Genomic DNA, 13,524 nt, shown 5'->3' with positions numbered 1-13,524 from the left:
GTCGGGTGGGGTCAGTCTACTGACGGCCCCACCCGACCCCCTGCCCCGGGGCGGGCCGGCTCAGATCAGCGCGACCGATCGCTCGGGCTCGCGCACCGGCATGGGCTCGGGCTCCCCACTCGCCGAGGAGAGGAAGCCCTCCCCGGTGAAGTGGCCGTTGCGGGCGCGGAAGTCGTAGGCGTAGTCGGGCCAGATCAGCGTCAACTTGCCCGAGCGGGGGTCGACGTACCAGGAGTGGCAGCCGCCGTCCACGAGCCACACCGAGGTGGCGGCCCGCTCCTGGAGACGGTCCACGTACTCCTCCTGGGCGAGTGTCTCGGGGACCATCGTCCTAATTCCCTCGTGCTCCACCCGGTCCAGGGCCTCCAAGATGTACGCGATCTGCGACTCGATGATGTAGACGATCGAGTTGTGCCCCAGCGAGGTGTTCGGCCCGTTGATGGCGAACAGATTCGGGAATCCCGCCACGGCCGTGGAGTCGAACGCCGCCATGCCGCTGCTCCAGTGATCGGCCAGGGAACGGCCCTCACCGTCGTGGACGCGCTCGGCGAACGGCGGCTGGGCCGCCTCGAAGCCGGTGCAGAGGACGACGACGTCGACCTCGTACCCGTGACCGCTCACGCCGAACAGCCGGCTCCCCTCGACGCGGTCCAGCGCGCTGTCCTCCAGGGTGACGTTGTCCCGGGCCATGGCCGGGTAGTAGTCGTTGGAGACGAGCACACGCTTGCAGCCCGGCAGGTACCGCGGCGTGAGGCGCTCGCGGAGCTCGGGGTCAGAGACCGCGGCGGCCAGGTGCCCGAGGGCCTGGGCCCGGACCTGGTCCAGTGCGGCCGGCACACCGCGGCGCTGGGCATAGTTCGACTCGGCGAACCAGAAGATGTCGTCGCGCTCGCGCTGCATGGTGTGCGGGGCGCGCTCGAACATGCGGCGCACGGCCGCGGAGTACGGCTTGACCACGCGCGGGGTGACCCACGCGGGGGTGCGCTGGAAGACGACGAGCTCGGCCGCCGTCGCCGCCAGCTCGGGGATGACCTGGATCGCGGAGGCGCCGGTGCCGACGACGGCGACACGCTTGCCCTTCAGGTCCACCGTGTGGTCCCAGCGGGCGGAATGGATGACCTCGCCCTCGAAGGCGTCGAGACCCGGGACGTCCGGCAGGCGGGGGTCGGCGAGGTGCCCGGTGCCCATGATGAGCCAGCGTCCCGTGTAGGTCCCGCGCGGCGTCCGCACCGTCCACCGCTCCGTCTCGGGGTCCCAGTGCGCTTCGAGCATGTCCGCCCCGAGACGCAGGTGCGGGGTGAGGCCCTCGTCCTCGGAGAAGCGCACGAGGTAGTCCTGGATCTCCGGACCCGGTGTGTAGAAGCCCGACCACTGCGGGTTCGGCGCGAAGGAGAAGCTGTAGAGGTGGCTCGGGACGTCGCACGCGGCACCCGGGTAGGTGTTGTCCCTCCAGGTCCCGCCGACCTGCTGGGCGCGGTCCAGGATGAGGAAGTCCTCGCGGCCGTGACGCCGCAGCTGGGCGCCCATGCCGAGGCCGGCGAATCCGGAGCCGATGATGAGGATCTCGGCGGACTCGTCGCGCGGTGCGGGGCGCACGTCGGTGGTGGTGGTCATGGCGGTGGTCATGGCTGGCCCCTCTCTCAGGCGTGGGTCTCGGGGATGATCGCGCCGGCCGGGTGGCGGTCGGGCTCGCGCAGGTACAGGTCGACGATCTGCATGAGTTCGGCCGGGCGCTCGAGGAAGAAGGCGTGGCCGCTCGTCATGGTCGTCAGCCGCGCGTCGTCGATGATGCCGAGCAGCTCGTACTGGTGATGGGGCGGGACCATGATGTCCTCGGCACAGGAGACGATCAGTGTCCGCGCGGTGACGGCGGAGAGACGGTCGGCGACGTCCACGCGGGCGTTCAGGTCCATCTGCCGGGCGGTGAACTCGTCCGCGGTCAGGGAGGCGAGCGCCCCGTCGAGCATGGCCGGGGTCAGGGAGCGCAGGGCCAGCGGGGACAGGCCGCAGAAGGCCGTGTAACGGGCCAGGGCATCAGGGCTCGTGGCGTACAGGTGCCGCCAGACCTCGTTGCGCAGGCGCTGGTGGACATCCGTCGTCGCCCAGCCGGCCACGAGCACGAGGTTCTCCACACGGCGACCGAGGTCGGCGGCCAGCTGCCCGGCCACGACGGCGCCGAGTGAGTAGCCCAGCAGGTCGAACGCGGCGTCGGGGCCGAGGAGCTCGTCGACGACAGCCCGCACCTGGCCGACCAGCAGGTCGACGGTCAGGTCTGCGGCGGGGTCGGCCGTCGGCGCCCAGTCCACGGCGATGACGCGCGTCCGCGTGGCCATCATCGGGAACAGGTGGCCGAAGTGCGAGGCGGTCGTCCCGCCCGTGCCGTGGACCAGCACGAGAGGCCGGTCGAGCTCCCCGGGTGTCACCGAGTCGTGGCAGGTGACGGAGGCACCGTCCACGCTGACGGTGCGCGTGACGGTCGATGCGGTCAGTGGCATGAGGCTCCTCCTGGAAACCGATATGTGGACTATGGGGCCCGACACCTGCGATGTGACGCGCCCTACATTTCCCAGCATGGCGCTATCAGGCCCAGCAATGCAAGCAGGGGGCTAGGTCGCTCAGTCCATCTAATGGAACTAGCTCTGACGCCGGAGCTGCGGCACGATGGACCGGTGACCCCTTTGCCCCCGCCCACCGGCGTCCTGCCCCGTGCCGCCCTCGTGATGCGTCTGCTGCACGAGGCCGGACCCGCCGGCCTGCGGCTGAGCCAGCTCGTCCAGCGGACGGGTCTGCCCCAGCCCACCGCCCATCGGCTGCTGGCCGACCTGGCGGAGCAGGGTGCTGTGACCCGGCGCGGGGCCGCCTATGCACTCGGTGATCGGTGGGGCCCGGTCGGGTTCGAACCGGTGACGCCGCGGTGCCTGATCGAACGCGAGGCCAGCCGGGCCGTGGTCCAGGCCGCCGCGGACGAGCTGGGGGACACGGTCTACCTGGCGGCACGGGCTGCGGGCGGAGTGGCCTACCTCCTGCGATGCGACGGCGACTCCCCCGTGCGCGTCTTCACCGTGGAGGTCGGCGAGGTCAAGCGGCTTGCCGCCGGGTACGCCGGCATCGCGCTCCTGGCCGCCCTGCCGCCCGAGCGCCGGCGAGCGGAGGTGGACGCGGTCGTCGCCCGGCCTCCCCGCCGCTGGAACCTGACGGATGACGGGGCCCTGCACGACCTGCTGAACACCCTGCTGCGTCAGATGGACGAGCAGGGGTGGTGCGGCGGTGTGCCGGTCGTGCCCGGGGTGGCCGGAGTCGCCTGTGGCGTTCCGGCGCGGACGGGAAGCATCCCCCAGGTGTCCCTCACGGCCTCGGCGGCCGAGCAGCGGATGCCACCGGCACGCGTGCCCGAGGTGGCTGAGGTGCTGCGTGCGGCGGCGACCCGACTGGCCGAGATCGGGGGCTGAGCACGCCGGCTGGCCCGCCCTTCCGCGGCCGTCCACGACGCCCGGGCCAGGTGGCACACTGGGGAGCACCGTGCCATGGCCCCCATCACAGGCGCCCGGCCGTGCCGCATCCACCCGACCCCAGGAGGAGTCCGACCGTGACCACCGCCGCCGCCATGAACATCACCCGTGAAGAGGCCGCCGCGCGCGCGGCCGCCCTCACCGTGGACGCGTACGAGGTGAGCCTGGACCTCACCCGCGGAGCGGAGCACTTCCGCACGGCCACCACCGTGACGTTCGCGGCCACGCAGGACGCGGTGGGCACCCACACGTGGATCGACTTCGTGGCGGAGCAGGCTCCCACGGTGACCCTCAACGGCGAGGCGCTGGACGTGGCGGACTTCGACGGCGCCCGACTGCGGATCGGCCCGCTGGCGGCGCAGAACACCCTCGTGGTCGACGGGCTCGGAGACTACAGCAACACCGGCGAGGGCCTGCACCGGTTCGTGGACCCCGTGGACCAGGAGGTCTACCTCTACACCCAGTTCGAGGTGCCGGACTCCCGCCGCATGTTCGCGGTGTTCGAGCAGCCCGACCTCAAGGCCGCCTTCCGCTTCACGGTGACCGCGCCGGCGCACTGGGCCGTGGTGTCCAACCAGCCGGAGGCCTCCCGCCGCACCCTCGGCGTCGTGGCGACCGAGGAGAACCCGCAGGGCGTGGATGCCGCGGTCTGGGAGTTCACCCCCACCCCGCGCATCTCCTCCTACATCACCGCGCTCGTCGCCGGCCCGTACGCCTCCGTGCACTCGGAGCTGACCAGCGCCGACGGCCGCACGATCCCCCTCGGCGTCTACTGCCGCGCGTCGCTGGTGGAGCACCTGGACGCGGAGAACGTCTTCGAGCTCACCCGCCAGGGCTTCGAGTTCTTCGAGGCCCAGTACGGCCACGCCTACCCGTTCGAGAAGTACGACCAGCTGTTCGTGCCCGAGTTCAACGCCGGCGCCATGGAGAACGCCGGCTGCGTGACCTTCCTCGAGTCGTACGTCTTCCGCGGGACCGTGCCGGAGGCGCTGATCGAGCGCCGCGCCATCACGATCCTCCACGAGCTCGCCCACATGTGGTTCGGCGACCTGGTCACCATGCGCTGGTGGAACGACCTGTGGCTCAACGAGTCCTTCGCCGAGTTCATGTCCACGCTCGCCGCCGCCGAGAACACGCAGTACACCGGCGCCTGGACCACCTTCTCCTCCATGGAGAAGAACTGGGCCTACCGTCAGGACCAGCTCTCCTCCACGCACCCCATCAAGGCCCGGATCCGCGACCTCGACGACGTGCTCGTCAACTTCGACGGCATCACCTACGCCAAGGGCGCCTCCGTGCTCCGCCAGCTCGTGGCCTGGGTGGGCCAGGAGAACTTCATGGCCGGCGTCCGCGCGTACATCGCCCAGCACGCGTGGGGCAACACCGAGCTGCCGGACCTCATGTCCGAGCTCGAGGCCGCGTCCGGCCGAGACCTGTCCGAGTGGACCCGCCTGTGGCTCGAGACCTCGGGCGTGAACACGCTGCGCACGGAGGTGGAGACGGATGAGGCCGGCACCATCACCGCGCTGCGCCTGCGCCAGAGCGCCCCGGACGGCTCGCCGTCGGCGCCCGGCGACGACGTGCTCCGCCCCCACCGCCTGGCCGTGGGCTTCTACGACGTGGACGAGGCCACGGGCCGCCTGACCCGCACCGAGCGCTTCGAGCTCGACGTGGCCGGGGAGGTGACCGAGGTCGCCGAGGCCGCCGGCCGCCGTCGTCCCGCCGTGATCCTGCCCAACGACGACGACCTGGCCTACGCCAAGCTGCGCCTCGACGACGCCTCGTGGGAGGCCGCGTCCACCCGTCTGAAGGATGTGGACGGCTCGCTGGCGCGCACGCTGCTGTGGGGGGCGGCCTGGGACACCGTGCGCGACGGCGAGGCCTCCGCCGCCTGGTTCGTCGACCTCGTCCTCGCCAACGTCGGCCACGAGCGGGACTCGTCCGTGGTGCAGACGCTGCTGCGCCAGCTCGCGACGGCGATCGGCCTGTACCTGCCCGAGGACCAGGCCGAGGCCGTGCGGGTCGCGGCGGCCGACCGTCTGTGGGGCCTCGTCGCGGAGGCCGAGGACGGCTCGGACAACCAGCTGCAGTTCGTCAAGGCGTTCGCCCTGCACGCGCGCACCACGGCGCAGCTGGACCGCCTGGCGGCCCTCGTGGACGGCACCCGCACCGTGCCCGGGCTGGACCTCACCACGGACCTGCGCTGGGAGCTGCTCACTGCGCTGGTGGCGGCCAGCCGTGCCGGGGAGGCCGAGATCGCCGAGGCCGAGCGCGCCGACGCGACCGCCACGGGCGCGCTCGCCGCGATCCAGGCCCGGGCCGCCGTGCCGACGGCCGAGGCCAAGCGCGCGGCCTGGGACCGAGTGATGGCCGGCGAGCTGTCCAACACGGAGCAGCGCCAGGCCCTGATCGGGTTCGCGCGGGTCCACGACGCCGCGCTGATCGCGCCCTTCGCGGACTCCTATTTCGAAGGCGTCGAGGCGATGTGGGACTCCCGTTCTCACGAGATGGCCGAGACCGCCGCGACGCTGGGCTACCCGACCGCCCAGGTCACCCGGGAGATCGCCGACCGCGCCACCGCCCTGTCCGAGCGGCTGGCCGGCACCCGCGCGGGGCTGTCCCGCGTCCTCGCCGAGGGCCGGGACGAGACCGTCCGCGCCCTGGCCGCGCGCGAGCACGCGACGGCGCACGTGCATCAGGTCCACGCCGGGGCCTGAGCCGGACGGCGGCGGCAGCCGCGGCTGACGCCTCTGCTGGCGCCTGCGGGGCGGTGCTGGTGGGCATTCCACGGAAGATGCCCTCCAGCACCGCCCCGGCCGCCGTCGAGGCGCGGGCTGGCTAGGCTGGAACCCATGAAGCACACCTTCTCCCTGCGCACCGAGTGGACGGGCGACCGCGGCTCGGGCACCTCCGGCGTCCGCGACTACGACCGCTCCGTGGTGATCCAGGACGCCGCCGTCGGCGAGATCCAGGCCTCGGCCGCCCGCCCCTTCCGCGGCGACGACTCGAAGTGGAACCCGGAGACCCTCCTGCTCGGCGCGCTCGCCGAGTGCCACGTGCTCTCGTACCTCCATGTCGCGGCGACCTCCGGGGTCGTGGTCACGGGGATGACGTGCGGGGTCGAGGGCGAGCTCGAGGTGGACGGCGACGGCGCCGGGCGGTTCATCGCGATCACGCTGCGGCCCGAGGTCACGCTGCAGGACGAGGCCGACCGGGAGCGGGCCGAGGCCCTCCACGCCGAGGCGCACCGGCTGTGCTTCATCGCGAACTCGCTCTCGGCCCCGGTCACCGTCGAGCCGGTCCGCCCCGAGGCCCTGCCCACCGGCACGCCGACGCTGCCGGACCACTCCGCGCGCCTGGGCGCCCCCCTGGCGGTGCTGCGGCCGCGCGTCGCCAAGGGCCCGTCCCGTGTGACGGGCCTGGCGGAGCGGCCCACCGAGGTCGAGCCGGTGATGCAGGAGGGCACGCCCGCCCCGGTGGAGCAGGTGCGCGCCCGCGACGCCGCGGCGGGCCCCGCCGGTGCGACCCCGGGGACCCCGGCCGCGCCCGGTCAGGCCACCAGCTTCTACGACGCCGTCGGCGGCCGCCCGACCTTCGACCGGCTGACCGCCGAGTTCTACGCCCGCGTGCGCGAAGACGAGATCCTCGCCCCGATGTATCCGCAGGACGACTTCGAGGGCGCCCAGCGCCGGCTGCTGATGTTCCTGGAGCAGTACTGGGGCGGACCGCGGACGTACTCCGAGGAGCGCGGCCACCCCCGCCTGCGCATGCGCCACGCCTCGTATCGGATCGACCCGGCCGCGCGCGACGCGTGGCTGCGGCACATGCGCGCCGCCGTGGACACGCTGGAGCTGTCACCGCTGCACGAGGCCGAACTCTGGGACTACCTGGAGCGGGCCGCCCACTCCCTGCAGAACTCGGCCTGACCGGCCCGCGGTCCGCGCCCCGACATGGGGCGCGGGCTCACACCGCCATGGCGGGGCGGCCCAGTACGAAGCCGCCGGGGGCGTCCAGGCGCGTCCATGGCCCCGCCGTGCTGAGCCGGGCGCGGCCGCCGGGCCGCAGGAAGCCCAGCGCGTGCGCGCCGAAGGCCATGCCGGCCGGGAACTGCAGAGCGTCGCCCCCGAGCAGGGGTCCCCACATCTGCGCCCGGATCTTGCGGACCAGCGCCTCCCCCGGGTTCTCGGGCAGGGCGTCCCGCACGGCGTCGGCGCCGCGCGTGGCCACTTCGGCCAGCTCCTCGTCGGCGACCTCGGCCACGGGCGTCCAGCCGCCGCGGGGCGGGGTCAGCGCGGTCCAGGTGACGTGCTCGCGGCCCGGCGGCACGGCGAACGCCAGGTCGACGGGGTCCTGGCCGCGCATCCGGGCGGTGCGCTCGGTGACGGAGCCCAGGGCGACGACGGCGTCCAGGTCCGCCACGCCGTCGGCGGTCGCCAGGGGCACGGTGCGCAGCCCCAGGACGACGGGCACCCCGTCTCCGAGCCCGGCCGGCTGCAGCACGGAGACCCACTGGGCGAGCATCGGGGTGCGGGAGCGCCCTGCCTCAGGCACGACGTGCAGGCGCATCCCCGTGTCGGCGACGCGACGGGCGCGGGTGGCCAGCTGCTCGAGGTCCCGCACAGCGCGGTCGTCGACGAAGCGGAGGACTGGTGCGGCGGCGGAGTGCTCGGTCATGCAAGCATTGTCCCAGGTCCGTCGCGTCCCGGGCCGCCCCGCCGTCGCGGGGTCCATCCACGTCGAAGGAGCCGTTCGTGCCGCAGCGCCATCCCCGTCCCCGCCCCAGTCGCGCACCGGGCCGTCCGGCCTCGGCCCCGAAGGACCCCACCGACGTGCTGCGCGGGATCCTGGAGCTGACGCCGGCCGCGCCGGACCCGGTGACGGGTCAGGTCCGCTTCACGGGCACGACTCCCCGGCAGACGCGCGGCCGGGTGTTCGGCGGCCAGGTGCTCGCCCAGTCGCTGGCGGCCGCCTCCCGCACGGTGCCGGGCGCCCGCCCCGCCCACTCGCTCCACGGCTACTTCATCCGCCCCGGGGACGCGCTGCAGCCCATCACGTTCACCGTCGAGACGCTGCGGGACGGCCGCTCCTTCTCCGTCCGCCGGGTGCTGGCCTCTCAGAACGAGAAGGCCATCCTCGCCCTGACCTGCTCCTTCCAGGAACCCGCCGGCAGCGCGCTGGACCACCAGGTGGCCATGCCCGAGGGCGTGCCCCGGCCCGAGGACCTGCCCACGACAGCGGACGTGCTGGGCGGCATCAACCACCCCGTGGCTCAGGAGTGGGCGTGGGCCCGGCCGTTCGACATCCGTCACGTCACCCCGGCCCTCTACGTGGACCCGGCCCCGGAGACCGAGAACCGCAACATGGTGTGGATGAAGACGTTCACGCCGCTGGCCGACGACCCCGCGCTGCACCGGGCGGCGCTCACCTACGCCTCGGACTACACGCTTCTCGAGCCGATCCTGCGGCAGCACGGCGTCGCCTGGATCCAGCCCGGCATGTCCGTGGCGTCCCTGGACCACGCGATGTGGTTCCACCGGCCCGCCCGCGTCGACCAGTGGCTGCTCTACGTCCAGGACTCCCCCAGCGCCCAGGGCGCGCGCGGCCTCGGCACGGGCGCCGTGTTCACCGAGGACGGGACGCTCGTGGCCACGGTCGCCCAGGAGGGCATGATCCGCCTGCCCGAGGGGGCCGCCGCCCGGCGGGCGCGCGTGCGTGGCGCGGCCCAGCGCATGGCCCTGCGGACGGTGCTGCGCCGCAGCTGGCGGCGCTGACCCCGCCCCGGCGCGACGACGGCCCGTCGCGATCACGTGATCGCGGCGGGCCGTCGTCGGCGCGGCGCCCGGGGGCGCGTCGGCTCAGTCGCGCGTGAGCTTGCGGTGCGTCATCCGGTGCGGGCGGGCGGCCTCGGGGCCGAGCCGATCGACCTTGTTGGCCTCGTAGGACTCGAAGTTGCCCTCGTACCAGTACCAGTTGGCCGGGTCCTCCGCGGTGCCCTCGTAGGCCAGCATGTGGGTGGCCACGCGGTCCAGGAACCAGCGGTCGTGCGAGACGACGACGGCGCAGCCCGGGAACTCGAGCAGCGCGTTCTCGAGGGAGGTCAGGGTCTCCACGTCGAGGTCGTTGGTGGGCTCGTCGAGGAGCAGCAGGTTGCCGCCCTCCTTGAGGGTCAGGGCCAGGTTCAGGCGGTTGCGCTCACCGCCGGAGAGCACGCCGGCCTTCTTCTGCTGGTCCGGGCCCTTGAAGCCGAACGCGGACACGTAGGCGCGCGAGGGCATCTCGACGTTGCCGACCTTGATGTAGTCCAGGCCGTCCGAGACGACCTCCCACAGCGACTTCTCGGGGTCGATGTTGGAGCGGGACTGGTCCACGTACGAGATCTTCACGGTCTCGCCGATCTTCAGCTCGCCGCCGTCCAGGGGCTCGAGACCGACGATGGTCTTGAACAGGGTGGTCTTGCCGACGCCGTTCGGGCCGATCACGCCGACGATGCCGTTGCGGGGCAGGGAGAAGGACAGGCCGTCGATGAGGACGCGGTCCCCGAAGCCCTTCTTCAGGTCCTTGGCCTCGATCACGACGGTGCCCAGGCGCGGGCCCGGCGGGATCTGGATCTCCTCGAAGTCCAGCTTGCGGGTCTTCTCGGCCTCGGCCGCCATCTCCTCGTAGCGGGCCAGGCGGGCCTTGGACTTCGCCTGGCGGCCCTTCGTGTTGGAGCGGACCCAGTCGAGCTCATCGGCCAGGCGCTTGGCGAGCTTGGCGTCCTTCTTGCCCTGCACCTCGAGGCGGGCGCGCTTGGTCTCCAGGTAGGTGGAGTAGTTGCCCTCGTACGGGTAGAGGCGGCCGCGGTCGACCTCCGCGATCCACTCCGCGACGTGGTCGAGGAAGTACCGGTCGTGGGTGACGGCGATGACGGCGCCCGGGTAGGAGGCCAGGTGCTGCTCGAGCCACAGCACGGACTCGGCGTCCAGGTGGTTGGTGGGCTCGTCGAGCAGGAGGAGGTCCGGCTTCTCCAACAGCAGCTTGCACAGCGCGACGCGGCGCTTCTCGCCACCGGAGAGGTTTGTGACCGGCTCGTCCCCCGGGGGCGTGCGCAGGGCGTCCATCGCCTGCTCGAGCTGGGAGTCGATGTCCCACGCGTCCGCGGCGTCGATGGCGGACTGCAGTTCGCCCATCTCCTCCATGAGGGCGTCGAAGTCCGCGTCCGGGTTCGCCATCTCCTCGGAGATCTGGTTGTAGCGCTGGATCTTGCCGTAGATCTCGCCGACGCCCTCCTGGACGTTCTCGAGCACGGTCTTGGACTCGTCCAGCTTGGGCTCCTGCATCAGGATGCCCACCGAGTAGCCGGGAGAGAGCCGCGCCTCGCCGTTCGAGGGCTCGTCCAGCCCGGCCATGATCTTCAGGATCGTCGACTTGCCGGCGCCGTTGGGGCCGACCATGCCGATCTTCGCCCCGGGGTAGAACGACATGGTGACGTCGTCCAGGATCAGTTTGTCGCCCACCTTCTTGCGGGCCTTGACCATCGTGTAGATGAATTCCGCCATGCGGCCCAGGCTAGTCGGTGGCCGCGGGATTCCACTCATCGTGCCGATCCCGCGACCACCGAGCCCGCTCCCCCTCCGTGCCGCCCCGTGGTCAGGCGACGCCGGCCGCCGCCGGCTCGCGCTCGGGGGCGCCCGCGTCCGACTCGTCCGGGCCGGGCGAGGCCGGGGCGTCGCCACCCTGGAACCCGTCCGGCAGGCCCGCGCTGAACCCGTCGCCGACCGCGCCGGCCCGTCCGCCCGACGCGTCGTCGCGCGGGGCCGACTCGGGGCGCGGCACGGCCGCGCGCTGGCTGCGCTGGAACGCCGCCGAGCCGAAGCCCAGGTCCAGCCCGACGGCGTCCGCCACCACGTCCACGGACGTGCCGGAGCGATCGCCCGAGGACCAGTCGCGGACCCGGAGTCGACCGGTGACGATCACGGGGTTGCCCTTCTTCACGGACTGGGCGGTGTTCGAGCCGAGCTGGCCGAACGCCGAGATGCTGTACCAGTTGGTGTGGGCGTCCACCCACTCGGCGGTCTCGCGGTCGAAGCGCCGCTCGGTGGTGGCCAGGCGGAAGCCGGTCACGGCGGCCCCGGATGCGGTGTGGCGGGTGGCGGGGTCCGTGGCCACGAAGCCGCGCACGGTGATGAGGTCCTGCATGGTGTGCCTCCTGGGCTGGGCCCCGGTGGGCGCCGGGGCGGGTCGTCGGCGCATCGGCTGATCCGCCACCGCCAGACAACCCCGCCGCGGGGCGCCCCGGCAGGATCGGGGGCCGGCTTGGGGACGCGCGGAGGTCCCCGGGCGACTGTGCAGGAGTCGACGGCGCCGCGGCCGGTGGCCGTTAGACTGACACGGCCCAGCCCCAGTAGCTCAGCTGGACAGAGCAGCGGCCTTCTAATCCGCCGGTCGGGGGTTCGAATCCCTCCTGGGGCACCCAGACCAGGGGCGGAGCCGTCCGAGCACGCCCGACGCCCGCCCGAAGGAGACCGTCCTGGACCGCCTGCGCTCCTGGCTCCGTGCCCCGCGACCCGCCGTCCCCGAGGTCCGTGTGACGCGTCGCGAGGGCGTTCAGCTGGCCGCCCTGCTCGTCGCGGCCGCGGTCTTGTACGTGACGCACTCCTTCCTGCGGTACGCCACCTACGAGGCCAAGGGCTACGACCTGGGCATCTTCGACCAGGTGGTGCGGCAGTACGCGCTGTTCAACGCCCCCCTCAGCTCCGTCAAGGGCGTGGACTTCCACATCCTCGGCGACCACTTCCACCCGATCCTCGCGCTGCTGGCGCCCTTCTACTGGGTGTGGCCGGACCCCCGCATGCTCGGCGTGGTCATGGCGCTGGCCCTCGCCGCGTCCGCCGTGCCGGTGTACCTGTTCGCCCGTCGTCGCGCGGGACACGGGGTGGCCCTGGCCGCCGTCGCCGCCCTGCTGCTCTCCTGGCCCTTCCAGGCGATGGTGAACTGGGACTTCCACGAGGTCACCCTCGGCGTGCCGATCCTCGCCTGGCTCGTGTGGGCCCTGGACGGGCAGCGGGCGTGGCTCGCCACCGGCCTGGCGGCGCTGCTGCTCACGGTCCGAGAGGACATGGGCGTGACCCTGCTGGCCGTGGCCCTGGTGATGGCGATCCGGCGCTTCTGGCCGCAGGCCGCGGTCACCGCCGTGCTGGGTGTGCTCGGCTACTGGTTCGCCACGTCCGTGGTGATCCCCCACTACTCCCCCACCGGGGCGTTCGGCTACTGGCAGTTCACCGCCCTGGGCCCGGACATGCGCAGTTCGGTCCTGTTCCTGCTGACCCAACCGTGGAACGCCGTCGCGGTGCTGTTCGACCACCCGCTGAAGGTGGCCCTCTGGCTCCTGCACTTCGTCCCGCTGCTGTTCCTGCCGGTCCTGAGCCCGCTCACGCTGATGGCCCTGCCGATCCTGCTCTCGCGGCTGTTCAACGACCGCCTCAACGTGTGGGCCCCCGTGTACCAGTACGACGCGATCCTCGCCCCGCTGCTGCTCATGGCCGCGCTCGAGGCGGCCCACCGGCTGGCCGGACGCCGGGACACGCTGCGCCGGCTGCCCGCCGTCCTCGTCTCCACGGCGCTGGCCGCCGGTCTGATCGGCACCGCGTTCTTCCCGCAGGTGTACCCGCTGCACCGCACGATCGTCGGCGACATGACGATGACGCAGCACGCCCGCGACCTCGACCACGCGGTCGCGCTGATCCCGGACGGGGTGTGCGTCGAGGCCGCCGACAACGCCGTGCCGCACCTGACGGCCCGCACCCACGTCGGGCTGCACGGGGACATCGGAGACGAACTGGCCACGTGGATGATCGTGGACACCTCGGTGCCCGAGCTCGGCGGCTGGGACCCCCTCACCCCGGAGCAGGCACTGGCCCGCGCCGAGCGGCTCGGCTTCGAGCGGGTCTGGTCCGCGGGCGACGTCGTCGTCCTGCACCACCCGGACCGCGCGGTCTCGCCCACCTGCACGACGTACCTCGAACACCGCTGAGCC

At 72.8% G+C, this 13,524-nt stretch carries 10 protein-coding genes, 1 tRNA gene and 1 pseudogene; 7 read left to right on the top strand and 5 right to left on the bottom strand.

All coding sequences use genetic code 11. The features are described from left to right. Positions 1-60: 60 nt before the first annotated feature. The gene (locus O3T09_RS01655) at positions 61-1,626 is read right to left on the bottom strand and encodes a flavin-containing monooxygenase (protein WP_049146108.1); all 1,566 of its coding nucleotides are present in this window, start codon (positions 1,624-1,626) and stop codon (positions 61-63) included. A 14-nt stretch (positions 1,627-1,640) separates the two neighbouring features. Further along, positions 1,641-2,495, bottom strand: coding sequence for an alpha/beta fold hydrolase (locus O3T09_RS01650; protein WP_049146105.1), 855 nt, complete (start codon positions 2,493-2,495; stop codon positions 1,641-1,643). A gap of 174 nt (positions 2,496-2,669) precedes the next feature. On the opposite strand from O3T09_RS01650, the gene O3T09_RS01645 reads away from it, so the two are divergent. The 4 genes and pseudogenes from O3T09_RS01645 to O3T09_RS01630 all read left to right on the top strand — a co-directional run bounded on the left by O3T09_RS01645 (position 2,670) and on the right by O3T09_RS01630 (position 7,435). Continuing rightward, a complete protein-coding gene (locus tag O3T09_RS01645; RefSeq protein WP_169577766.1) occupies positions 2,670-3,449 on the top strand; it encodes an IclR family transcriptional regulator in 780 nt (259 codons plus the stop codon). Between the two features lie 155 nt (positions 3,450-3,604). Continuing rightward, positions 3,605-6,226: an aminopeptidase N gene (pepN, locus tag O3T09_RS01640; protein ID WP_254184110.1), complete on the top strand. Its 2,622-nt coding sequence runs from the start codon at positions 3,605-3,607 to the stop codon at positions 6,224-6,226. 135 nt (positions 6,227-6,361) lie between these two features. After that, positions 6,362-6,793, top strand: a pseudogene (locus O3T09_RS01635) (OsmC family protein); the annotation flags it as partial. A 168-nt stretch (positions 6,794-6,961) separates the two neighbouring features. Continuing rightward, entirely contained in the window at positions 6,962-7,435 is a 474-nt protein-coding gene (locus tag O3T09_RS01630; RefSeq protein ID WP_158184944.1) for a globin, read from the top strand. A 37-nt stretch (positions 7,436-7,472) separates the two neighbouring features. On the opposite strand, the gene O3T09_RS01625 is transcribed toward O3T09_RS01630, so the two are convergent. After that, the gene (locus O3T09_RS01625) at positions 7,473-8,183 is read right to left on the bottom strand and encodes a hypothetical protein (RefSeq protein WP_044659098.1); all 711 of its coding nucleotides are present in this window, start codon (positions 8,181-8,183) and stop codon (positions 7,473-7,475) included. Between the two features lie 77 nt (positions 8,184-8,260). Between O3T09_RS01625 and O3T09_RS01620 the strand changes: the two genes are divergently transcribed. Then, a complete protein-coding gene (locus O3T09_RS01620) occupies positions 8,261-9,280 on the top strand; it encodes an acyl-CoA thioesterase (protein ID WP_036316850.1) in 1,020 nt (339 codons plus the stop codon). An 84-nt stretch (positions 9,281-9,364) separates the two neighbouring features. Here the strand turns inward: O3T09_RS01620 and ettA are convergent, their stop codons facing one another. Both ettA and O3T09_RS01610 read right to left on the bottom strand, forming a co-directional pair. Beyond that, positions 9,365-11,047, bottom strand: a complete 1,683-nt coding sequence (ettA, locus tag O3T09_RS01615) for an energy-dependent translational throttle protein EttA (protein ID WP_060974242.1) — start codon at positions 11,045-11,047, stop codon at positions 9,365-9,367. Between the two features lie 91 nt (positions 11,048-11,138). Next, positions 11,139-11,687 (bottom strand): single-stranded DNA-binding protein, encoded by a 549-nt coding sequence (locus O3T09_RS01610; RefSeq protein WP_036316845.1) that lies wholly within the window; start codon positions 11,685-11,687, stop codon positions 11,139-11,141. A 199-nt stretch (positions 11,688-11,886) separates the two neighbouring features. Here O3T09_RS01610 and O3T09_RS01605 point away from each other — a divergent pair. Next, positions 11,887-11,960: transfer RNA gene (locus O3T09_RS01605), tRNA-Arg, on the top strand. A 115-nt stretch (positions 11,961-12,075) separates the two neighbouring features. Continuing rightward, complete coding sequence (locus O3T09_RS01600) at positions 12,076-13,521, top strand: DUF2079 domain-containing protein (protein ID WP_101965508.1); 1,446 nt, start codon at positions 12,076-12,078, stop codon at positions 13,519-13,521. Positions 13,522-13,524: the final 3 nt, after the last annotated feature.

This window comes from Micrococcus sp. H39-S4, assembly GCF_027158145.1.
Lineage (GTDB): Bacteria > Actinomycetota > Actinomycetes > Actinomycetales > Micrococcaceae > Micrococcus > Micrococcus luteus.
This window is presented reverse-complemented; position numbering and strand designations above follow the sequence as displayed.

What these genes read in the sequence shown, in the direction of transcription:
- O3T09_RS01655 (WP_049146108.1), bottom strand. Translation starts at nt 1,626, where the DNA reads ATGACCACCGCCATGACCACCACCACCGACGTGCGCCCCGCACCGCGC.
- O3T09_RS01650 (WP_049146105.1), bottom strand. Translation starts at nt 2,495, where the DNA reads ATGCCACTGACCGCATCGACCGTCACGCGCACCGTCAGCGTGGACGGT.
- pepN (WP_254184110.1), top strand. Translation starts at nt 3,605, where the DNA reads ATGAACATCACCCGTGAAGAGGCCGCCGCGCGCGCGGCCGCCCTCACC.
- O3T09_RS01630 (WP_158184944.1), top strand. Translation starts at nt 6,962, where the DNA reads ATGCAGGAGGGCACGCCCGCCCCGGTGGAGCAGGTGCGCGCCCGCGAC.
- O3T09_RS01625 (WP_044659098.1), bottom strand. Translation starts at nt 8,183, where the DNA reads ATGACCGAGCACTCCGCCGCCGCACCAGTCCTCCGCTTCGTCGACGAC.
- ettA (WP_060974242.1), bottom strand. Translation starts at nt 11,047, where the DNA reads ATGGCGGAATTCATCTACACGATGGTCAAGGCCCGCAAGAAGGTGGGC.
- O3T09_RS01610 (WP_036316845.1), bottom strand. Translation starts at nt 11,687, where the DNA reads ATGCAGGACCTCATCACCGTGCGCGGCTTCGTGGCCACGGACCCCGCC.